Source organism: Tolypothrix sp. PCC 7712, from assembly GCF_025860405.1.
GTDB lineage: Bacteria > Cyanobacteriota > Cyanobacteriia > Cyanobacteriales > Nostocaceae > Aulosira > Aulosira diplosiphon.
In genome coordinates this window covers 4,169,421-4,192,523 of the sequence record NZ_CP063785.1, presented here as the reverse complement: position 1 = coordinate 4,192,523, position 23,103 = coordinate 4,169,421, and the positions used below count along the sequence as shown (strand labels likewise).

The window sequence follows — 23,103 nt, the reverse complement described above, 5'->3', positions numbered from 1 at the left end:
TTTTGGCAAGTGTCAGAGTCAGAAGTGGTCATAAATGCCAGGAGTTACACACCCAAAAGCTACAACATCCGATGATAAAGTAATTGACAGTTGAATTGCGATCGCTCCAGGTTTTTTATGCTTCTGTGATGATGCGTAGGAAGTGCTGAGTCCTGAGTCAAAAGTTAAAAGTTATTTGCTTTGTCCCCTTTTCCCCTCTGCTTCCTCATCTCCCCTAGCTTGAAAGTTTTGAGTAAAAATCCCCGCCTCGACTTTCATGCATAGCGGTGAAATTTTTTCATTGGGACTGCCTAAACACGGTATAGAATATTTTTTACTTGAAAGACCCCCTGGTTCAGCTTGATTTTAGCTTGACCTACAATTTTCTGCTATGCTATAGCAGTCATAGGGTCTTTCCAAAAATCAATTATCAGTGTTTTGGGGTAAGCATTTTGCGCCCTATAAGATGCCCATTACGTAAAAAGTTTAGAATATTGTTTTATTTGTTAACTCCCCTAAATCATTGATAAATTTTTATTTCTTAGTCTCTATTCCCTACCGCAACGAATAATTTTACACCTCGGTTATTATTGCTATCCTTTACTAGGATTAGCAATTTTTTTACCTATTTTTAATATATATGGTAATACCATAACCGCAATAATTTCTTAGCAGTCTTGTGATTTTATCTAAGAATCAGGGAAACATAAGTTGTAAGGTCTGAGCAACTTTGCAATTGTGGCAATGGTTGTTTGGGGTGTGATACCAATTCTGCTAGATGAAAGATATTTCATCTGTACAAAACATTAAAACCTGTTCCCATGTTTTTCTTTGGTCTTAATGGTAAGTCTTTAAGTAGAAAAGATATTACCAAAAATTTTACTTCAACGGTAAAGGATTGAAAGTATGCTGGCGATGCATAGCATGAAAATTGCTCATGAGTTGAACTTACAATTAAATTCAACTTTGAAAGAATTACCACTGTGGTCAGTTTACGTTGAGGTAACGCGTACAGTAAATGATTTAACTATTCTATTTAAGGAAGAACCTTTATTACCAGGAATTATCATTACCAGAGATGAAAAATATATAGGGATGATTTCGCGGCAAAGATTTTTTGAACATATGAGCCGTCCCTATAGTTTATCTCTATTTGCATCCCGCCCTACGGAACATCTGGTTAATTTTCTCCAGCCAGAGGTATGCATAATTTCTGAAGATACGCTGATTGTAGAAGCGAATCAGATCGCATTACAAAGAAAGCCCCAACTAGTTTATGAACCAATTATAGTAGAAAGTCAATCTGGGAATTATCAACTATTAGACTTTCATCAGTTACTTGTAGCCCATTCTCAAATTCATGTTTTAACCCTTGCCCAACTTCAACAAGTAGAGGCAGAATCTAAAAGTACTAAAGCAGGTTTTCAGAATCTCAAGCAGAACTATACAAGATTGCTCCAAAATGAAAAAATGGCAGCATTAGGACAACTTGTGGCGGGAATTGCCCATGAAATTAATAACCCAGTCAGCTTTATTGCAGGTAATCTTGTTTATGCGATTAACTACAGTCAAGATTTACTAGATTTAATTAACTTATACCAACAATATTATCCTGAACCAGTAGCAGAAATTCAAATTGCGATCGCTGATATTGAGCTAGATTTTCTCAGTGCTGATTTTCTACAATTGCTTAATTCTATGAAGGTCGGTACAACCCGTATTCAAGAAATAGTTTTAGCTTTACGAAACTTCTCTCGTCTTGATGAATCTGAAAGAAAAAAAGTCGATATTCACGCAGGTATTGATAGTACTCTATTAGTTTTGCAAAGTCGTCTCAAAAACCACCAAACTGAGCAAATAATCACCGTTGTTAAGGAATATAGTGATTTACCATTAGTAGAATGCTACCCTGGGCTAATTAATCAAGTATTTATGAATATTATTACTAATGCTATTGATGCTATATTTGAAAGTTTTAATTTTCCCGATATAACTTGTAAGCTACCTGAATCTTCTCCCAAATATCCCCTAATTCGTATTCAGACAGAATTAATTCATGATAAACTAGTAGTTATTCGCATTGCCGATAATGGTTCAGGAATTCCCAAAAATATTCAAAAGCAATTATTTGACCCTTTTTTCACTACTAAACCTGTTGGTAAAGGTACCGGATTGGGGCTATCTATCAGCTATCAAATTGTAGTTGAAAAACATGGTGGTCAACTACACTATAAGTCTACATTTGGTGAAGGTACAGAGTTTATAATTACTATTCCTATAGAACTTAATGGATAACCAGGTAGCAATTTTAGATTTTGGATTTTGCGAAAAGTTGCGTGTGGGGGTTCCCCCCGTTGAGCAAACTTTTCAAGACGGATTTTAGATTAAAAATTGTAAATCTATTGGGATATAACAAAAGTATTTACTGGTTACATATAACACATCCATATTTTGGGTAATGTCATTTCCAGTAGATCTTGTAAGTACTCACGCAAAATTATTTATGTCATTGCGAGCGTTCGCGTTAGCGTCTCGGAGAAAAGCGAAGCAACCCCAAAACCCTTGTGATTGCTTCACTCCACTTCGTTACGTTCGCAATGACAAATGTATATTTAATTTTGCATCACTACTTACCTCATACAATTGCAATAAGCTGTAAATAAGGTGGAATGTTACTTACTTTAGCGAGATTTAGCTCCCCAACTTTTTGAACAAGTCGGGGATCTGGGCAGCAACTTTTGCTTAAGTAAGTGCTATTTGTAAATATGGTGTGTTATTCGAGTAGGGTTACATATACCCTTTTCAACGAGGGTTCCGTTGTTGGTAATACTAAATTTTGTATAAAAAATCTCATATTTCTTGTCTGTTATCTATACTATTTAGTAGTTATTTTTGAAACACTGATAGGCTGGCATTGGCTCTAGCTATTTTAAATTTTTTGTGACAAAATTTAATTTTTCATTGCCTACCTGAACGAGTATGTTAACAAATCAAATATATTCACCAATTTCTCAAATTTTCTAGATATTCTAGAATCACAAATTGAATTCTTCGCTACATTTTTAAAGAGAGGATAATCCATGACTATTTGGGTAAACGAGCAAATTGATCCGTCTGGCATGATTCATGCTTGTATTGCCTGTTGTGACGAATCTCAAGCAAAAGATTGTCATGAATCATTTGAGCAAAATTTGAGTGACACACAAAAGGCATCTGGTTGGCTAGCACAAATGAGGATAGTTGAGAATTGGGATGATGTTCCAGTTAATGCGTTAAAGCTTGATTAAGTGTTTAGGTTTTTTAAGAATTGGAGAGACGCGATTAATCGCGTCTGTACTCAAGGGTCAAGGGGTAAGGGTCAAGGGTTAAAAGTCAAGGGTCAAAAGTTATTTCTTCTTCTGTCTTTGTCCCCCTCATTTCCCAGTCCCCATTACCCCTTATCCCCAGAGGGGGCCCCGAGTTCCCCAATCCCCAGTACCCAGTCCCCACTCCCTCTTACGCGAACTGATTAGCGATCGCACTCACGTCAATCCCTAATTTTTGTCCTAGCTTCAGTAAGCGATCGCAGCGATTATGTTTTTGTCCTTGGTTAGCGATGCACAGGGGTATGATTTGGCTGTACAAGCAATTAAAGTAGAGTTCTTGGGATCGATGCAGTGAGATGCCAAAGTTAAGCTGATAACCTACATCAATCAACCTTTCTAAGCGTTGGATATCTGCGTCTAAGCTACCATTGGGATCGTACAACAGTTGCCACAGCAAGCGCATAATTAATTGTTCTAATATCTGCTTACCGTCGGGAATATCCAGCTGACAACGTAGATACTTGGCTTCGGTGGCGATCGCTTCTAATTCTACGATGTGGTTGAAACTGCTGTGAGGTTCAGTGATATCTTGCTCTAGCGATCGCAATGTTGTTAAACAGCGATATCCTAAAGCAATTTCGGCTGCGACTTGCAATTCTCGCGGTACAGGTAGTTCATCTCGATGAAAGGCGGCAATTACCCCGTAATTATCTCTATAGGTTTGCGTATAAAGTTGGTCTAATCTTGTCAGTGTTTCCTGACTTAACAGGCGCATCATGCGTTGGCGTTCTTCGGCAAATAGATTTTGCAAGCTAAAGCTTTCTTCCCCAAATAGCTGCGTCATCATCAGGATAGTTTGGGCTGCACTAGCCTGTTTGAGTGAGCCAAATAGCTTTTCTTTGATTTGGCTGTACTCTCTTCTACCCGCAAATGGTTGAATGCAGCAGTGGAAATCCCAACCGCCTAAGTGTATAACTGCAAAAACTAAATCTTCACTTTCCCAAGTAATTTCTGATACTAGCCTTAAATGTCCAACTGCCAGGGTTAATGATCCCATACGTTGCAGTTGGTAATCTAACTCATTGGCGGTGTAGCAGTAAACCCGTTTTTGGGAAATAGAGGAAAGATTGCCCTGAGTATCTTGCCCAGACAGGAAATTCCGTGCTATTGCAGGTTGATGATTAGCAAACAAAGATGCGATCGCATAATGGGCGGCGACTTGTTTACAACTAATTTGGGCAGTTAGTACCAGTTGGCGATAAACTTCTGCACCGTGATTAAATTGCTCAACATTACTAGGTGCTAAACCCAGGCGTTTGATAAAGCCTTTTTCCAACTGTACACCCGCTACATCTCCCGCTAATTCTAAAGCCCGGGCGGCATAACGAAGAATCTGCGTTCCTTCTGGACGAGAAAGTTCTTCAAAAAACCAACCGCAACTGGTAAACATCAATAAAGCATGACGCTGCATTTCCAGTAAACGCAAAGCATCTATTTGTTCGGCGGCGGTAAGTTTATGAGTTTGATGGCGGCTGAGAAAACGGCTGACATTGGCAGCAGAGCGATCGCGGATTACTTTAATATATTCATCACGTGCTGCCCAGGGATCGCGGAATATTTGTCTGCCATATTTCTCATAGACCTCAATTAGCTGATCCCGCAGCCAATTTAGGGCATTTCGTAAAGGTTTACGCCATTTTTGATGCCAAACCCCTCCTTCCCCACCGCAACCACAGTCATCTTGCCATCTATCTACACCGTGGGCGCAACTCCAAGCAGTGATTGGCTTTAATTCCACTTCCCAAGTTGGTGTATTCAAGCTGAGATAGTGAGCATAGTTGGTGACTGTCCAACCGTGGTTAGGAAATTCGCCCTTAAAGGCGTAAGCTAAAGTTTTTTCTGTGCCTTTCTTGTGATGCCCAAAAGTCTCGCCATCTGTGGCTACAGATATCAACTGTGCGGGACGATGATCCCCACGCACAGCCGAACCGATACGTCCTGCTAGATGATGGGAATTGTAAATAACATCGCTAAAACCCATATCCCGCGATATCGGCCCGTCATAAAAGAAGATATCGATATAGGGTAAACCAGCTAAAGATTCTCCCTCTTCTAATGCACCCATACCATGACTGTTGTAAATGGCATTCAAAGGTGAAGATGCAATGCTGAGTGCAGGTTTTAAATAACAACGATAGGGACGGGTGGGATCAATCTGACTTCCTCCAACTTCGTGCCATTCTGGATGGGGATCATTTTCCGTTGGTAGGAGACGACAACGTTGTGCTTGTGATGGCGCGAGGACAATAAAGCGAATTCCTTCAGCCACCAAAACTTCTAAAGTTGCATAGTCTACAGCAGTTTCCGCTAACCACATCCCTTCGGGATCACGCCCAAAGCGAGAACGGAAGTCTTCTTTACCCCAGCGAATTTGGGTGTATTTGTCGCGTTCATTCGCCAGGGGCATGATGATGTGATTGTATACTTGCGCGATCGCATTGCCGTGACCTTGCAAACGTTGGGAACTTTTAGCATCGGCCTCTAAAATACGTTGATAAACCTCCATATCGTAGCGTTCTAGCCACGACATCAACGTGGGGCCGATATTAAAGCTCATATACTCGTAATTATTCACGATATCTACGACTTCGCCACGGTCATTTAATATTCTGGCGAAGGCATTCGGACGATAGCATTCCCAGTGAATTCGTTCATTCCAATCATGGAAAGGAGTTGCACTAGGTTGGCGCTCAATCGCGTCTAGATATGGGTTTTCCCTTGGTGGCTGGTAAAAATGACCATGCACCGTTACATAAACACCAGTTGCCGTTCTCAGGGGATCGCTATCCGGGGTATGTCTGGGATCTTGTTGTAATGAAAATGTTGAGCCAGAACTAGCTGGCAGTTCAGCAGCAGAAGTCATGTCTATTTATCCAAATCAAAAAAACTTACTTGCAATTGTGCTAAAAAACTCGTTTGTGAACCTTTCTTCAGGGGCTTTAATACAAAATCCGGTACCGATAACAACTATGGAATTAAGCCACATCTCTGAGAAAGCGGTTTTAGTATAACGGGAAATCTGCGTTATCGCACAGCCTTTTCCCTAAAGGCATTAAATAATTACCATTTAATAAGCATCTCAGAAAAGAGGTGTCACTATAGGTAGCGCCAAGAAATTTAATTGTCTTTTAATATATTAAACCGCATTTTTGCAGTAAAATATCGACCTCTAGTTATAGTTTTACTACAAGAGATTGCAAATAATACGTAAAACTTAACCTTATATTACATATTTTGCTCAAGAATGAGAACCGTACAATTTCGGAACCTGAAAGCTACGAAGAATTGAGAATTTTTTATTCAAAAACTTTGCATTTCTTAATATCAATGGGTAATTGGTAATTGGTAATTGGTAATGGGGAAGCACAAAATTAATAACAAACGCAAATGACAAATGACAAATGACAAACGACATCTAGTGATTAGTGTTAATCAATGCTAATCTGCTTGTTCAAAGTAGTACTCTTACTTAGGAAAGAGCTTCAGCCTTAAACTAGGGTTTAATAACCAACGCTGATGACTATCTGCAGAATGATGTCAAAATGAAGAGTCCTAGGTACCGAGTGCTAAGGAGCCAGTGCATCTTTGACTGAATACCCTTAACTAAAATGGATCAATGTCAGGTAAAAATCTTATTTTTTTCGTCTTGTTATTGTTTATACCAGTTTCCTTAGCAGCTCACTTCTTGGAGTGGGGAGACTTGATAATTTTCGTGACAGCTGGATTAGCAATTTTGCCCTTAGCAGCTTGGATGGGTACCGCTACGGAAGAAATTGCTGTAGTAGTAGGGCCTTCATTAGGGGGGTTATTAAATGCTACCTTTGGCAATGCTACAGAACTAATCATTGCTTTAGTAGCGCTGAAGGCTGGACTAGTGGATGTGGTCAAGGCCAGTATTACAGGCTCAATTATCGGTAACCTACTGCTAGTAATGGGTCTTTCAATGCTGTTAGGTGGACTGCGTCATAAAGAACAGACATTTCAGCCGATTGTAGCGCGGGTAAATGCTTCAGCTATGAATTTGGCGGTAATTGCAATTCTGTTACCCACAGCGATGGATATTACCTCTAAAGGGATTAGCCGCCAAACCCTACAACATTTTTCTGTGGCTGTAGCCATAGTCTTAATTTTGGTCTACGCTTTGACGCTGCTATTTTCCATGAAAACCCACTCATATTTATATGATGTAGGTATGGTAGAAGCCGAAGTGGAAGAAATCCCTCATAAAAAGCCAAATCTTTGGTTATGGAGTGGCGTACTGCTAGTATGTACGCTCTTAGTAGCTCTAGAGTCCGAGATGCTAGTTGATTCTTTGGAAGTAGCCACATCGCAATTAGGATTAACAGCCCTATTTACTGGGGTGATTATTGTCCCCATCGTAGGTAACGCTGCTGAACACGCCACCGCAGTCAGCGTAGCGATGAAAGATAAAATGGATCTTTCCCTGTCGGTAGCGGTGGGATCAAGTATGCAGATTGCACTATTTGTTGCTCCCGTTTTAGTCGTAGCTGGCTGGATATTCGGTCAGCCGATGGATTTAGATTTCAATCCTTTTGAGTTAGTCGCTGTAGCTGTAGCCGTGCTAATTGCCAATAGCATTAGTTCTGATGGTAAATCCAATTGGTTAGAAGGAACCTTACTATTAGCCGCTTATACAGTATTAGGCATAGCTTTCTACTTCCACCCGGTCATTGATGGTATTGGCTAGTTACCGACAAACATTTTATGCAGAAGCGATCGCTTAAATTTTCATTAAGAGCGATCGCTTCTCAATATTCATCAAGCATCAGGTTATAGCTACCCGCAATATAGTGTGAACTCTTGAGCGTTAATAGTACCCTTCAGGGTGATATTTATCTGGTACTCAATTTGGGATTTGTTAGTTAAAATCGCTCTGAAAGCTCATATGGTTTAACTTATGCAAAATCCTCCCAATCCATCACAGCCTTTGAATGCACGCGCTACAGCTAATCTCAGTTTGCCAACTCTACGTTTTGGCGATTCAGGTGATGCAGTGAGAGTTTTACAAAGGCTGTTATTAGGTAATGGTTACTCTGTGAAAATTGATGGAGTCTTTGGTGCATTAACTGAGACTGCTGTAAAAGCTTTTCAGAACCAGGGAAATATCAAAGCTGATGGCATAGTAGGCTCTAATACTTGGCGCAAGTTAACTTAAATAGTCATTAGCTGCGTAGAAAAATAACATATCGCTAATTCTTAATCTCTGTGTAAATTTATCTGAGTGTATTTGTGTTTTCATCTTATTTACAAACACAAATACACTGAAATATTAAGTAATTTTATTTAGATTTTATAGATTCTCTCAATACTTATTTTTATATTTATTCCACTTGGCAGAAAAATTCAAAATTTAGCCATCAACCATCAATTAACTGCACACCAAACCGCAAAAATTACTTAGTATAAATTTTAGATAATCCTCTTAAAAACATACTGTAAAATATCAGGATTAACTGCGTCTATAATATTCCTTCATAAATAATAGAACTTGCTCATCAATTCCTTAAATTCTTAAGGCTTAATAATGCTGTGTTATTAGCATATTTTTAATGCAAATAGTAAGAAATTTTAAAGAAAACTTCCTGAAAAGATTTTTGAATTTTCCGTATGCATTATTCCGGAATAATCGCAAGTTGGTGTGTCAAAAGGAATATCGGTGTTAGTACAAAGAACAATAATGAGTGAAATTGGCCTGCTGATGACAGGCGTGTTAACAACAGGACAACCATCATTGCCCAGTTTACCGGAGCAGCAACCGCTTCATATAGAAAATGGCTGGGAAAATTCCATACAAGAGCAGTCATCGCAGGTAATTACAGCTGCTCGAGTTACGCCACCAGAATTTATGGAGACAGATGGAACTTCCTTCGCTACCCCGCCATCGATTAATGATAATAAAAAAACTCTAGTTGATAAAAATTATCAGACTGTAATTGCAGACAGTATGAGAGTTAAAGCCAGAGTTAGAAATTATAGTAATCAATTACCAATTATTCGCTTTGGTAGCTCAGGGAGTTCCGTTAGAGTCTTACAAAAGTTGTTAATTTCTCATGGTTATGGAATGCGAGTTGATGGGGTTTTTGGGCCATTAACAGAGACAGCTGTCAAAGCATTTCAAAATCGGCGGAGCTTAATAGTAGATGGAATTGTTGGTAATAGAACATGGCGTGAGTTGACAATTTAGTCAAGGTTAGAGAATTGGTATTAATCGCGTCTGTACAAAAATTGCAGAGACGCGATTAATCGCGTCTGTACAAGAGTCAATAGTTATTAGTATTTACCAATGACAAATGACCAATGACCAATGACCAATTAACGATATTGATGCTGCTCTAATAAATGTTGCGCTCTTGGCTTATAAATTAAGTAGAATAAAGCCTCTATATAGCGCAACAAATCTTCTCGTTTTTCTTGGGAGCTAAAGTTCCAAAAACCATAGATTCTCGCTAAAGAAAGCAGCTTGGTTGTGTGAATTTTCCAGGTATATGTGCTGTAAACTCGCTCAATACTTTTCTGAGAAATTGTCTGCCAATAGCCAGGATTATGTTCACACTTAGTGACAAATTCTATGATTTTTTCGGCAGTTTCTTCTAAATTCGTGGGGTTGATGTAAAACCCATTAACTTTGTCTTGAATAATTTCTAATGGCCCACCAAATTGTGTGGCAAAGGTGGGTACCCCAGAAATCATAGATTCCAAAATTGTTAAACCAAAGGCTTCAAATAAAGCGGGTTGGACAAATATACCTTTTTGATCAGCAATGACGCGGTAAATTTCCCCTGAATCAGTTTTAGATAAGCGCACACCTAACCAGCGAATTTTACCGTGGAGATTGTACTGGTCAATAATGTGATAAAGTTTGACAATTTCGTCTTTTTCTTCATTATCACTTGATTCTTCTACACGCAGTTTGCCTGCTACTAAAATCAAGTTACAATGCTCTTGTAATTCTGGACTCTTACCGAAGCATTCTGCTAAACCTGTGAGGTTTTTAATCCGATCCAAACGTGCCATTGAAAATAGTGGGCGTTTGTTCGGATCGTCAAGTTTACCAAAGATTTGCGAAGGATCATCTAAGGTAAATAGCATTTCTTTAATACGTTGGCGATCGCTCTCTACTCGGTCTTGATTACGGGTGTAGGGAAAATAGTAATTTTCATTCACTCCAGGCGGTACTACATTAAACTTCGGACTGAATAATTCAATGCCATTCACAACATGGTATAAATCCGGCATAGTGAAGCATTTATAAGATTCATACTGTCCCACACTATCAGGAGTACCGACAATTTCTTGGTAGGTGCTGCTAATCACAAAATTGGCAGCATTCATGGCAATTAAATCAGCAGTAAATTGTAAGGAGAAGTGATATTTATCTTCTAAATCATTCCAGTACAAATTACTGAACAAATATTTCGATTTTTCTAAAGCATGGGCAATATTACACTGGGTAACTTTCATGCGTCGTGCTAGTAAAAACGCCACCAAGTTACCATCAGAATAGTTACCAACAATTAAGTCTGGTCTACCGTGAAATTCTGCGCGCAGTTCTTTTTCAGCATCAATGGCGTATGTTTCTAAATAAGGCCAAAACTCAAACCGGGAAATCCAATTTTGCGTCATATTAGGATTAAATTCCCGCAAAGGTACGCGCAAAATCCAGGCGTTTTCTGTACCGTGGACTTTCTCTAAGCGTTGGTTACAAAGAGTACCATCGCTATTGGGTATGAGGCGGGTCAGAATAATTACTTTGGGCTGGACGTTTAGCCCCTCTAAACCTGCTAATCTTGCATCTTCTTGTAGTTGTGTTTCTAAAGACTTAGCCTGATCGAGGACATAAACCACCTGACCCCCAGTATCGGGTCGTCCTAATACTCCTTCTTGACCAAACCAACCGTGAGGAGACACGAGGACGATTTTAAAAATCATCGGAATCCGAGATATGAAGGCTTCTAAGGTTTGGGGATCGGGAGAGTCGATTAATTCATCGAGAATATTTAGAGTCTCTTGGGTGCGTTGCGCTGTGTTACCCCAACCCGGTTCAAAACCCATTGCTTGTAAGTTAAACCGGAATTCTTCATAAGGTTCATTACTGGGGCGAGAACTGACAAAAGCGAGTGCTTTCTTAACTTGTTGAGAAAGCTGCTGCTGGGATTTGATGCGATCGCTAATTAGCAACTGCACGCCATTATATTGATGTAGGCGCAAAAAATTAAATAGGTTTTCTAGCCACTGTTGGGAGTCTTGGAGTAGTTTGCTAGATAGGTAGCGGTTGAGGAAGTTTACCCCTTTACCAATATTTTTGGGGTCGCGGATTGTGGGAGAGTAGTCATAAAACGGCCCAAAGTCTAGTTCTAGTAAATCACCTTCGTTAGGATGAAACCGATTGACTATGCGATCGCGCATATCCAAGAGTTCTTGCACAGTCATTTGTTCGACTTTCAGGTCTTCAGTTAAGCGATAAACTTCTTGAGAGGCAATCTTGGGGCGGATAATAAAGCAGAGGTTAGAGTCCTCTTGAATAATTTCTTGAGTATAGTAAATTAATTGCCCTAAATGAGAAGAACTGCAAAACTCTGCTGATTTTTGGTATTTGGAGCAATACTCGCTATAAACATTAATTATATCGTTACGTAACAAGTATTTCTTTTCTTGATGACGTAACTCACTAATAAAGGAACGTAAATCGCTTTTTTCTTCGCTTTCTAGGAGTGTTTGGATCAATTCAGACATAGCAACTCCACAAGATAATTGTGTATTTTTAACATCAACGTCAAGCCGAGGAAAGTATTATAGGCAAATATCCTCATAGTATTGAGGCCAACCTAGATACTTTACTTAAAGTATCTATTACTAAGTACTTTTGGTTCTAACTTAAGGCATAGAAATTTACATACTTTTTACAGATGCTATCAGTGTAATTCTCTCTGGTAAAAGGTTTGAGAATATTTTATTTATTAGGACAATAATGTATTTGTTTTTGGAATTTGATAATTGAGGTTATATTGCAGATTGAGATGTACTGTTTTGAAAATAGGCATGGGGTATAGGGCATAGGAAAGATAGATTTTCATGCTTGATTGTGCCGAACCCTGACGTGAACGGCTCTCCAGAACTGCTTGTTTCATAACTAAATATAATTGCTGGATTCGCTATCTATTAAGTAAATTTTTATCAGATAGAAACATCCAGCAAACTTTGTTAGTACTATACAGATAAACTACTCTGTGACTTGATTAGACGCTATCAATTAGTAAATAAATCAGAACTAGACCAAAGCTGAGGATCAAAATTCTCAACAAAACTTAATTTTTAATTTTTAAAATCAAGCGATTAAATTGTACTTAGATAAACTAAGATTAATTTTTACTTTTAGCTGAAAAACATGAAGCCAACCTAGCTATAATTACATTACAAAATTATTTGAAGCGGGTCGATTAATATGGCTAACAATACCCAAGACTTGGCTCATGTAGACCACAGCATTGGTAATATGATGATTATCACTTTGCTGGCTTTCTGTGGACTAACTTTTATCATTCTTCTGGGAATCTTCTAATAGTTGACAGTGTTGCGAAAAATTATGTGGAAGCATATAAGCTATCTAGTTGTGTCTGCTTCCACTATTTATTTGGGAATATAGGACTCATATTTGATTTTTGAAATTTATGTAGGATGCGTTAGCGATAGCGTAACGCATCCGTGCCATAGCTGTAAATTGAATTTTGAAATTATTAATCAAAATCAGCTTTCAGGTGACTGAGAGATTAAACCTGTCTCTATATAAATGGGATGTAAGATTTTTTTGATTTGTGGTAACTTTCTTGCAAAATACAAAGCTCCCAACGTGCAAAAAACTCCACCAAATAATAAAGAATTAGCAACTCCAATATAGCTAGCTAAAGCCCCAAAAAATAAATTTCCAAAAGGTAGAATTCCTAAAAAGCCTGTCGTAAATATACTCGTAACTCTACCTCGTTTATTCTCATCTACAAGCACTAGTTGCACAAAATTACTAATCGCAGCTAGAGTTAAAGTATTAGTCATCCCCACGATAAAAATTAACACTAGACAAATTTCTAAACTAGTTGCATGAGAAAACAGCATTAAACTGAGACCAAGAATTATTGTAGAAATTGATATGATTTTTTCTAAGCCTATAGCTTGTCTACGAAGGATTAAATAAAAACCTGCTACTATAGAGCCTAATGCCGAAGCTGTCATGAGAAATCCCATAATTTCAGGATTGCCATTTAAGATTTCTTTTGTAAAGACTGGCATTAAGTTCACATGGGTCATTACCATAAAACAAATCAAAACTTGTAATATTAGCACATATTTAATCGGGAGAAAATCGTAAGCAAAAATAAACCCTTCTTTTAAATTTTGCCAAATATTATATTTGGGCGATATAGATTTAGTAGAAAAGGAATTTATTTTGACAGTTAGAATTGCCGAAATAAAAGGTAAATAGCTAATGCTATCTACCAAAAAGCAGGCAGATGCTCCAATTCTTGCCAAAAACGCACCAGCAATCATCGGACTGACAAACTTAGCTGTATTAATTAAGAAAGAATGAATCGAAATGGCACTATAAGTATCTGCTTTGTTATCGACAAGTCTAGGAATAGTTACCAGACGAGCTGGTAAATCAAAGGCTTTCACAATTCCTTGAAGGATTCCAATAATAATAATCCACTCAACTGTGATCCGTTCGCTGATGCATAAAAAAGTGAGAGTTCCAGATAAAACAATAGATACTATCTGTGTAGTTAGTAAGACATATCTTAAGTTCCATCGGTCTAATAATACTCCTACTAAGGGTGTAATAATTAAGCCAGTAGCTTGATTGCTAAATCCTGCTATTCCAACTAACATGGCTGAGTTGGTTAGCTGATAAACCATCCATACTAAAGCAAATTGAGTCATCCAAGAACCGAAAAAAGATACGCTTTCTCCAATTACAAAACAACATACATTGGCGGATTTAAGCGCAGACGGAATCTGAAAAAAACTTGACTTTAGTCTGTTTTTTTCAGAATTTACTTGATTAAGTTGTGCCATATTTCCCTTTTTGGTATTTACACCCTGTTTAATGGAGATTTTCTGCTAACGTTTATCAGCCTGATTTGCACTGAAAATGACTTATTGAGGTAACTGATTAATTTTGCCCAAGTTTTAGCTTTACTTAAATTTAGGTAATCATAAATTTAGAATACTTATTATTTTTTGACAACAATAGAAAGTAAACCAATTAACTCTTGTGGTTATTGGCTGCATATTTAAATACGATAGATTGATAAAGTAACCGTAGTATTATATAGGAGATAAGATAAAAATCCAATAGAGCGGAACTTATACCAATTTGAAAAAAGGATGCGACAGATTGTAGGGGCACGGCACGCTGTGCCCTCTAGAATATATTGATGCGTCGCGAACATTTTTTGATTTGGTATCACTGATTAAAGAAGCTAGAAGAATTGGGGGATTCTCCCCCAAACCCCCGATTGGGTGACGGTTGCGTCCCCCAATCCCCCTCCAAAATTATTGTTCGGTTTTTTGTTACAGCAGTTTTCATGTATTTAGACCACAGGCTGATATCTGTATTTCTTTGTTACTTTGCGCCTTTGCGCCTTTGCGTGAGATATAAAATTGTGGTTCATTTACCTGAAAATAGCTGTAAGTAATACCAATTGGAAAAAAGAATGCAACCGATTGTAGGGGCACGGCACGCTGTGCATTCTAGAATATATTGATGTGTCGCAAACATTATTTGAATTGGTATTAGCACAGTAAGCGGATGCGTTAGCGATAGCGTAACGCATCCTACGCTGTCATTCATGTATTGGAAACACTATAGATATGCCAATTAGAGTTGTTTATGCATAAATAACTCTAATTGGCTATCGAGAATTTCGTCAGCCCTAATATTTATTACTTGTCCAATATTTACCAATTTTTTTTCAGCAAGGATTCTAACTCAGCTTGTAAAGCGGCAAAATCCGCAACTCTTGCTACTAATAAATTATCCTTACCTGCATCACCTAAGCGCTTTTTCCAATAATCAATACTCTCGGAATTATTTACCCAAAAATTAATGACAGTATCAACTACTTGGTCAAGATTCCAGTTCCATTTAGGTGGCACTGGTTCTATAGATTCCAAGAAGGCATCTAAAGTACAAATATTTGTACCAACGTATTCGACACCTGGTTTTTGTGGTTCTTTCAGGCTTTGTTGATGATTAAAAAACTGTAAAACTGGCGATACTCCTACAATGTTAAAAGTGTATGTCATTCCAGTCCTCCAAATTATTAATCAATTATATGGAAGTTTGAGTTTTATTGGCAATAATTATAACTATAATTTTAGACAAATGCTATCCATAATAAGTAGAATTTTCGTTTATATCTTTAGTATTAGGATTCAGTAACAAATTAGCACTTACGACCTTTGAGTGCTAATTTCCTAATAAAATAAGTAGTGTAATATGAGATAGTTTCAAGCATTATTTCATGGGTGCAGATTATTTTTAATAATTTTTTAAGTTCATCCTCAATGAATGGGCAGGGTGAAGTGGCGGCTTTAGCGGCTGCTGGTTTATGGGCTGTGGCTTCAGTGGTGTATGGGCTTGTAGGGCAGCATATCCCGCCAATACAGCTAAATTTGATTAAAGGAGTAATTGCGATCGCACTATTGTTGCTGACAATTGCGATTACTGGCGAATTGTTACCGCAGATTCCTGCCTTATCGATATGCTTACTCTTTCTTAGCGGTGCGGTGGGTATTGGCTGGGGTGATACAGCTTTTTTGGCGGCGATTAATTACTTAGGGGCGCGGCGTGTTTTACTGTTAGGAACCCTTTCCCCACCAATAACAGCGATCGCTGCCACTATTTTTCTCGATGAACAACTCAATGTCAGCGCTTGGTGTGGGATTTTGCTGACGATTTTGGGAGTCGCTTGGGTGGTAACAGAACGAGTTCCCGGTACTCCCGAGGTTGACTCAGCACATCTGTGGCAAGGTATCGGCTTTGGTTTGTTAGCAACTATCACCAATAGCGCAGGTTCCATCTTTTCCCGCGCCGCATTTGCCAACGCCAGTATTTCCCCCTTGTGGGCTGCTGTGTTGCGCTTAAGTGCTGGAGTGCTGACAATTTTAGTGTGGGCATGGTTTTCCCGTCGCCAGCAGATGGCATTTCCTTATCCCTACTGGCAATCTCGGCGAATTATTTTAGCGAGTTTCTTTGCCGCCTTTTGTGGCACTTATTTAGGAATTTGGTTGCAGCAAACAGCTATTAAACTCACATCTGTAGGTATTGCCTCAACGCTGTTGCAGACTAGTCCATTGTTTGTGATCCCCATTGCGATCGCGCTAGGAGAAAAGGTGAGCGTGAGAGCGATCGCAGGTGTCGGAATTGCGATCATCGGTATTGGATTGTTGTTTTACTTGAAGTAATTGTGATGACTTTCAGAGAATTTACTGGATTAAGTTAGCTCGTAATTTGCTTTCAAAAGGCTGACAATACATCGTGTCAGTGGATTCCTTTAGTCAGCTTTTTGGCAATATTTGACCCCTCAGTATAAATACAGAATCTTTAACTTGAATAAATTTAATTTTCTTTTAAGCTGTGGTATATTCACTATATGGCTATATTCTGCAAGTCAAAATTCGCACAAAAGGATTATTAAGGACACAGAAAAATTTTTTATTGATTAGGAACCTATTCAAAATACCCCAAGCTACCTGCTGTCTAGGTGCTAACTTAGCTATACAGTCCGCATAAAATTGATTGGCATCGAAACAGATATTCTCACTCAACACAGTTAGACACAGAGAAGCTTGTCGTTAGGTGTTTATTTGTAGTTGTCACACCCACTGAAAATGCTTATCAGCAAAGCACGGTGATTTGATGTGACAACCTACTATCACTTTGTCATACACATTAACGCTTGTAGTCAAAAGCTGAACGCAGCTTTCTCAAGCAAAATTAGTGCTGACTACAAACCAATCCTAGTAGCTATGACAGAGTAATAGGCCAATTATTTGCGGGTATTAATGAGCGCTCAGGTAATGACTACTGTGAGCCATGATCGCTGCCATAAAATCTCAAGACTAATTTATCAAACCTTTGTTCATCAAGGGTTAAATCAAGCTGAAAATTTTTCGGATACTTGCAGAATTAGCCATTTTCTTTGCATATAATTACTTAACTGCAACAAAAATATGACACTATCAATAGAACGTCAGCATCAGACACCTAGCAATGCGATCGCACCAGCTAAAACTCCAGTTAGCCTATCAACCTCAATAGGTTTGCTCAAAAGACAGTTAAAGTCGGAAGGTATTACTAGCTTTGAAGATATAGCTGCAGCTATTGATCAGCATAAGCAATTGCAGGTTGAGGCGGGTTTATATTCCTATGACAAATTTACCTTGGAAGGTAGTAGGGGAGAAACCCAATTAGTCTGTCCATCTACAGGCACTCTGCATCAGTGCATTGTTTGGTGTATTAATCACTACACTGGCTTAAACAGAAACCAGAAGATTATTGATAAAGTCTGCGAAGCAGTACAAAAATTCGGTACAGGAAGCGGGACTGCTGCTTTGTCTGGGGGTATGTCTTCGTTGCATAAAGAAGCAGAAAGAAGGCTTGCATCTTTAGTAGGTAAAGAATCGGCTTTATTGTTTCCCACAGGATACACCACCAATTTAGGTGTGATCTCTGCTTTACCAGGAACCAATGATTTTTTACTTTTCGACCGTGAAGCCCATGCTTCAATTATTGACGGCATCAAACTTTCTGGGAAGAAGTTTGCTTCGTTTAAGCATAACTCAGTTGCAGACTTAGAAAACAAACTGCAAAAATACAGGCACCAGTACGAAAACGTCATTGTTATTGTCGAATCTGCATATTCTATGAGTGGTGATTTAGCGCCTTTAAAGGAAATTGTCCAACTCAAGCAGAAATACAATTTTCATCTCTACGTAGATGAAGCGCACACATTTGGTTTTTATGGTCACCAAGGTGCAGGCTACTGTGATCAACTGGGCGTAACGGAAGAAGTAGACTTTATCATGTCTACGCTGTCAAAATCGACAGCTTCCATCGGTGGTTTTCTTGCTTGTAAAAGTAAATATATACCTTTACTGCAATGGAGCGCTAATTCTTACCTATTTCAAGCTTGCTTAACCCCAGGAGATGCAGCTGCTATCTTAGCTTCACTTGATGAATTAGCTGCTAATCCCGAATTAATCGCACAGCTGCATCAAAAAAATAGTTACATGCGGCAAAAGCTTACAGGAATGGGTTTTGATTTAGGACATAGTCAAAGTCCCATTATCCCTATCTTTATTCCTGAGCCAGAGACTTTACAGGCCTTTAATCGAGATTTACTCTTAGAAGGAATTTTTTCTGTCGCAATTATCTATCCTGTTGTTAAGCCTTCTGAAGGTCGCATTCGTTTTATTTTGAATGCTTCACACACCTATGAAAATATTGATCGGACATTGGATGTCCTAGAGAAACTAGGCAAAAAATATAGACTTATCTAAGCGAAAAAGGCTTTGACCGAAATTATATTCTCAAGTTCATTATCACATCCAAATTGCAACCCATGATAACTACAACAACTCTCAGCATTAGTGATGCAATTGTCGCAGCCAACAAGAACTTTATGCAGACTTTTGCCAGGGGTGATGCTGCAAGTTTAGCTAACCTGTACACACAAGATGCTCAAATCTTCCCCACCCACAGCGATTTAATTGCTACAAGACAAGGGATTGCAGAATTCTGGGAAGCAATTTTTCGACTGAATATTAGCCAAGCAACCCTAGAAACCCTAGAGGTAGAAAGTCACGGTAATACAGCCATTGAAGTAGGAAAATATTTGTTGAGCGATCGCAATGGGCAAATGGTAGATAGAGGTAAGTATATCGTTGTCTGGAAACAAGAAGATGGACAGTGGCGACTACATCGCGATATGTGGAACAGCAGCCTATCTAGTTAATATCAGGGGATTGGGGATTGGGGATTGGGGATTGGGGATTGGGGACTGGGGATTGGGGACTGGGGATTGGGGATTGGGGACTGGGGATTGGGGAACTCGGGGCCCCCTCTGGGGATAAGGGGTAATGGGGACTAGGGATTGGGGACTGGGGATTGGGGACTAGGGATTAGGGACTGGGGATTGGGGAACTCGGGGCCCCCTCTGGGGATAAGGGGTAATGGGGACTAGGGATTAGGGACTGGGGATTGGGGAACTCGGGGCCCCCTCTGGGGATAAGGGGTAATGGGGACTAGGGATTGGTAATTGTTAAACTGTATTTTTCTTTCCCATTCCCCATTACCCATTACCCATTACCCATTCCAACCTTCACAGATAAGATAATTGTTCAATGCTAAAATTATGAATATTAAAAATTCAGTTGTTCTAATTACTGGTGCTAATCGCGGGATTGGTGAGGCTTTTGTCAAAGCCTTATCTGATGCAGGTGCTTCCCGAATCTATGCAACGGCGCGCAACATTGATTCTCTCAAAGAAATTGTCGCAATTAACCCCACAAGAATTATTCCCCTAGAATTAGATATTACCAATCCCGAGCAAATTGCCCAAGTAGCCGAATTAGCCCAGGATGTGAATTTATTAATTAACAATGCAGGCGTAGGTAGTGGAGGTGGATTTTTCAAAGCCAACAGCGTAGAAATTGCACGTTGGGAAATGGAAACTAACTACTTTGGCTCACTCTACATGATTCGCGCCTTTGCACCAATTCTCAAACAAAATAGTGGTGGTGCGATCGCCAATATACTTTCCATCGCATCTGTAATGAGCATACCAATGTTTGGCTCTTATAGCGCTTCCAAAGCTGCATTACATTCCCTCACCCAAGGAGTACGCGCTGAACTAGCCGCACAAGGAACCTTAGTCGTAGGCGTATATCCCGGGCCTGTAGATACAGATATGGGTAAACAGGTACCCTTAGACAAAGTTCCACCCAGCCAAATCGCACTTTCTACACTACAAGCAATCGAACAAGGAATTGAAGACGTAAATCCCGATCCCACTTCACAGCAGGTATTTACCAGTATTCAGCAAGATGCGAAAGCTCTAGAAAAACAGTTTGCCACACTATTACCACAATTACCACAATAGATTGTTTGGTGTTTGAAATTTGGCATTAGTTATCAAGAAAGGCAGGGGGCAGGGGGCAGAAGGCAGAAGGCAATTCTGATTCCTGCCCCTTGCCCAAAAAGCAATAGTATAGGACTAGCCCTTTCAAGGTGTGTTATTTTGCAGCTTTTTCTGGGTTAGAATTTTAGCAGTTGAGACATGGGGCTTGTTCTTGAGGTAAGTTCGTTTTGGTCGAGCTTTCTTTAGACCTCGCGGATGACGGCGGAAAGTTCTCAGTTTGACAAGACCTGCCAGATATTTGAGAGTTTGTGATAATTCTGTGAAGGTTATGTTCTGAAAAACAGACCACTCATCAGGGGGAATCGCAATCATCATTCCTCTGTAAGTACCCTTGATTTCATCGGCTAAATAGTAGCTGGAAACTTCGGCTTCTATCTTGTCAGTTCCATGAACACTTCTGAGGGCTGCCTGAACGGTAGACAGCACGTTATAGGCGACTAAAGCAATACAGAAGGTAAACAAAGCCACTTTTGGATAGCCTAGTGTATTAATCTCGCAGCAGAGATTTTCTGTGAGAACTTGGAATAAGGTTTCGAGTTTCCAACGTTTGCGGTACATTTGGGCGATCAAAATTGCACTCCAACAAAGAAAGCGCCTGCTGATGGACTGCGTTTTAATCGAGCGATCGCACTTCCGGATAGCCCTATTTTTTTACAACCTGCGGCTCAATCTACAGATGGTAATAATGTGTTAGAACTACAGCTAGATTTAGGCAGTTAAAAAAGAAAATAGAGTGGTTGTGCAGGATATCACATCAGGTCATGCACTTTGCTACATTACGTAAAATCACGGAAGGGTGTTTACCAAAGTATTGCTGAAAATATTTAGCAAAACGACCAGTGTTAGAAAAGCCATATTCTAGCGCCACAGACGTAATTGTTTTTTCTCCTGAGAGTAACTCGACATGAGCAGCTTCCAGTCTGCAATTACGTAAGTATTCATTGGGGGAAAAACCGTAATGACGAGCAAAGGCTACTTGTAAAGAACGACTACTGCATTGTATTGCAGATGCAATCTCACCGATAGTCAGATTTTTTTTCAGATTTGCTCGGATGTAGTCTGCGGCTTCTCGTACACGAGCAATGGAAATTTCAGATACTTTGGCGGTTTTTTCTGGAACAAGTATGCGATCGCTCTCACGCTCCGAACCCTTGTAAAATGGCCCTTGCACTAAACTAGAAAAAATCGCCAATTCCAAATTTTTCACAGCGATGGGATGTCCGTTTGTATCAATTAAATTCCAGAGAGTCAACACCATTTGGTACAACGAACGACCATAATCACTGGTGCGGTCAAAAACTTGCACCAATTTAGGATTATCAATTTGTCTATCCAGATATTTACTAAGTTCACTGAAATAGCGAAATTCATCTATATAAATTGATAAAGCACTGTAAGAAGATACATGCTTGAGGCGTATATGTTCTAAACCCTGCTGTGCGATACACAAATGTTGATTATTAATCAGTAATTCTTCTGAGCCTACTTTAAAGAGATGCTCACCTTCAAAAAAAGTAAAAACGATTTTACCAGGGAGATTATATCCCTGTGTATAACTACTTCCAGCTTGCCAAACAATGTTGAGCAGGTCAAAGTTTTCTAACTGGGCCAGCCGCCACAAAATCTTATAATCTTTGGCATTGGGTATATGCTTACTGATAGTTGGTAGCAACTTAACATATTGCTCAGGATCGTTTATCTCCAAATTCAGATCCCAGACCATAAAAACCTCCCAAAACTCCGCAAGACTTTTGTAGCCTATATTTCACCTCCTACGCATCGTGAAAATTAGGGAGACTAGACATTTTACGCAACAAATCATTCGCAAATCGGATAGCACAACCCTAAAGAAGTAACTTATCTTGAATGAGTAAATAAACACATTCACTCCCTTACCCAGATTTCTATAGTTGCGTTCCGGGCGATCGCAATCATACTTCCTTGTGCAGACATTAATTAATACTTAATAGCTGAAATCAAACAACTAAATCTTGTAAAAACAATGGTTTTAATATCAGAATCACCAACAATAAATAGCAGTTTTTCCGAAAGCATCAAAGAGGGTAACGTAAGAAACTCATTTTCTACTCAGCAACCTTTAAAACTGATTGGCTCAATCACCCATTTAATGATTTCTTCTCCACTGCATAGGAAATATAAAATTGCCAGTATTTCCGAGCGATTTGTCCCTAGCTTAATTCATAATCAATTTCGCTACTACGAAATTGACGGAAATCCCATCGGCTTTGTTAACTGGGCATGGCTAACTGATGAAGTTGAGGAAAAATTTCTCAAAGGAAAATATGTTTTGCAACTTGATGAATGGCAGGGTGGAAACAATTTATGGTTCCCTGAATTTATTGCTCCCTTCGGTCATGCTCGTCTAATTATCAAAGATTTACGTAACAATATTTTCCCCAAAGGAACACCAGCCAAATCTCTCAAAATAAATCCTGACGGAACTCTAAAATCCATCTACAGATGGACAGCATAAGTCATTTCAAATCAAGCATTTAGCTTAATTTCACTTGTAAATAATAGTA

The 23,103-nt window shown here is 39.1% G+C and carries 17 protein-coding genes; 11 read left to right on the top strand and 6 right to left on the bottom strand.

The annotated features are described in order from the left end of the window. Nucleotides 1–894: 894 nt before the first annotated feature. Nucleotides 895–2,274: a sensor histidine kinase gene (locus HGR01_RS17420; RefSeq protein WP_045870098.1), complete on the top strand. Its 1,380-nt coding sequence runs from the start codon at nucleotides 895–897 to the stop codon at nucleotides 2,272–2,274. A 785-nt stretch (nucleotides 2,275–3,059) separates the two neighbouring features. Further along, nucleotides 3,060–3,266, top strand: a complete 207-nt coding sequence (locus HGR01_RS17415; protein WP_045869752.1) for a hypothetical protein — start codon at nucleotides 3,060–3,062, stop codon at nucleotides 3,264–3,266. A gap of 208 nt (nucleotides 3,267–3,474) precedes the next feature. Here the strand turns inward: HGR01_RS17415 and HGR01_RS17410 are convergent, their stop codons facing one another. Next, a complete protein-coding gene (locus HGR01_RS17410; RefSeq protein ID WP_045869753.1) occupies nucleotides 3,475–6,207 on the bottom strand; it encodes a DUF3536 domain-containing protein in 2,733 nt (910 codons plus the stop codon). Nucleotides 6,208–6,960: 753 nt separating this feature from the next. Between HGR01_RS17410 and cax the strand changes: the two genes are divergently transcribed. From cax to HGR01_RS17395, 3 genes are all read left to right on the top strand, one after another. After that, the gene (gene cax, locus HGR01_RS17405) at nucleotides 6,961–8,052 is read left to right on the top strand and encodes a calcium/proton exchanger (RefSeq protein ID WP_045869754.1); all 1,092 of its coding nucleotides are present in this window, start codon (nucleotides 6,961–6,963) and stop codon (nucleotides 8,050–8,052) included. 210 nt (nucleotides 8,053–8,262) lie between these two features. After that, nucleotides 8,263–8,520 (top strand): peptidoglycan-binding domain-containing protein, encoded by a 258-nt coding sequence (locus tag HGR01_RS17400; protein ID WP_190446038.1) that lies wholly within the window; start codon nucleotides 8,263–8,265, stop codon nucleotides 8,518–8,520. A 522-nt stretch (nucleotides 8,521–9,042) separates the two neighbouring features. Next, entirely contained in the window at nucleotides 9,043–9,549 is a 507-nt protein-coding gene (locus HGR01_RS17395; protein WP_045869755.1) for a peptidoglycan-binding domain-containing protein, read from the top strand. A 128-nt stretch (nucleotides 9,550–9,677) separates the two neighbouring features. On the opposite strand, the gene HGR01_RS17390 is transcribed toward HGR01_RS17395, so the two are convergent. From HGR01_RS17390 to HGR01_RS17380, 3 genes are all read right to left on the bottom strand, one after another. Continuing rightward, nucleotides 9,678–12,098: a sucrose synthase gene (locus HGR01_RS17390; RefSeq protein WP_045869756.1), complete on the bottom strand. Its 2,421-nt coding sequence runs from the start codon at nucleotides 12,096–12,098 to the stop codon at nucleotides 9,678–9,680. Nucleotides 12,099–13,109: 1,011 nt separating this feature from the next. Continuing rightward, the gene (locus tag HGR01_RS17385) at nucleotides 13,110–14,429 is read right to left on the bottom strand and encodes an MFS transporter (protein ID WP_045869757.1); all 1,320 of its coding nucleotides are present in this window, start codon (nucleotides 14,427–14,429) and stop codon (nucleotides 13,110–13,112) included. A gap of 885 nt (nucleotides 14,430–15,314) precedes the next feature. Continuing rightward, nucleotides 15,315–15,662: a hypothetical protein gene (locus HGR01_RS17380; RefSeq protein ID WP_045869758.1), complete on the bottom strand. Its 348-nt coding sequence runs from the start codon at nucleotides 15,660–15,662 to the stop codon at nucleotides 15,315–15,317. 261 nt (nucleotides 15,663–15,923) lie between these two features. Between HGR01_RS17380 and HGR01_RS17375 the strand changes: the two genes are divergently transcribed. The 4 genes from HGR01_RS17375 (at nucleotide 15,924) to HGR01_RS17360 (ending at nucleotide 20,521) form a co-directional block, all read left to right on the top strand. Beyond that, nucleotides 15,924–16,823, top strand: a complete 900-nt coding sequence (locus HGR01_RS17375; protein WP_045869759.1) for a DMT family transporter — start codon at nucleotides 15,924–15,926, stop codon at nucleotides 16,821–16,823. Nucleotides 16,824–17,591: 768 nt separating this feature from the next. Beyond that, the gene (locus HGR01_RS17370) at nucleotides 17,592–18,920 is read left to right on the top strand and encodes an aminotransferase class I/II-fold pyridoxal phosphate-dependent enzyme (protein WP_081583978.1); all 1,329 of its coding nucleotides are present in this window, start codon (nucleotides 17,592–17,594) and stop codon (nucleotides 18,918–18,920) included. 62 nt (nucleotides 18,921–18,982) lie between these two features. Then, complete coding sequence (locus tag HGR01_RS17365) at nucleotides 18,983–19,375, top strand: YybH family protein (protein WP_045869760.1); 393 nt, start codon at nucleotides 18,983–18,985, stop codon at nucleotides 19,373–19,375. 399 nt (nucleotides 19,376–19,774) lie between these two features. Next, nucleotides 19,775–20,521, top strand: a complete 747-nt coding sequence (locus HGR01_RS17360) for an SDR family oxidoreductase (protein WP_045869761.1) — start codon at nucleotides 19,775–19,777, stop codon at nucleotides 20,519–20,521. Between the two features lie 123 nt (nucleotides 20,522–20,644). Here the strand turns inward: HGR01_RS17360 and HGR01_RS17355 are convergent, their stop codons facing one another. Further along, nucleotides 20,645–21,118, bottom strand: a complete 474-nt coding sequence (locus tag HGR01_RS17355) for a hypothetical protein (protein WP_052335146.1) — start codon at nucleotides 21,116–21,118, stop codon at nucleotides 20,645–20,647. On the opposite strand from HGR01_RS17355, the gene HGR01_RS17350 reads away from it, so the two are divergent. Next, nucleotides 21,119–21,280 carry a hypothetical protein gene (locus tag HGR01_RS17350; protein WP_155539151.1) on the top strand — a complete coding sequence of 54 codons (162 nt, stop codon included), beginning with the start codon at nucleotides 21,119–21,121 and terminating at the stop codon, nucleotides 21,278–21,280. It begins immediately after the preceding gene. 34 nt (nucleotides 21,281–21,314) lie between these two features. Here the strand turns inward: HGR01_RS17350 and HGR01_RS17345 are convergent, their stop codons facing one another. After that, entirely contained in the window at nucleotides 21,315–22,283 is a 969-nt protein-coding gene (locus HGR01_RS17345) for a helix-turn-helix transcriptional regulator (RefSeq protein WP_045869762.1), read from the bottom strand. A 279-nt stretch (nucleotides 22,284–22,562) separates the two neighbouring features. Between HGR01_RS17345 and HGR01_RS17340 the strand changes: the two genes are divergently transcribed. After that, nucleotides 22,563–23,054, top strand: a complete 492-nt coding sequence (locus HGR01_RS17340; RefSeq protein WP_045869763.1) for a toxin-activating lysine-acyltransferase — start codon at nucleotides 22,563–22,565, stop codon at nucleotides 23,052–23,054. Nucleotides 23,055–23,103 lie beyond the last annotated feature (49 nt).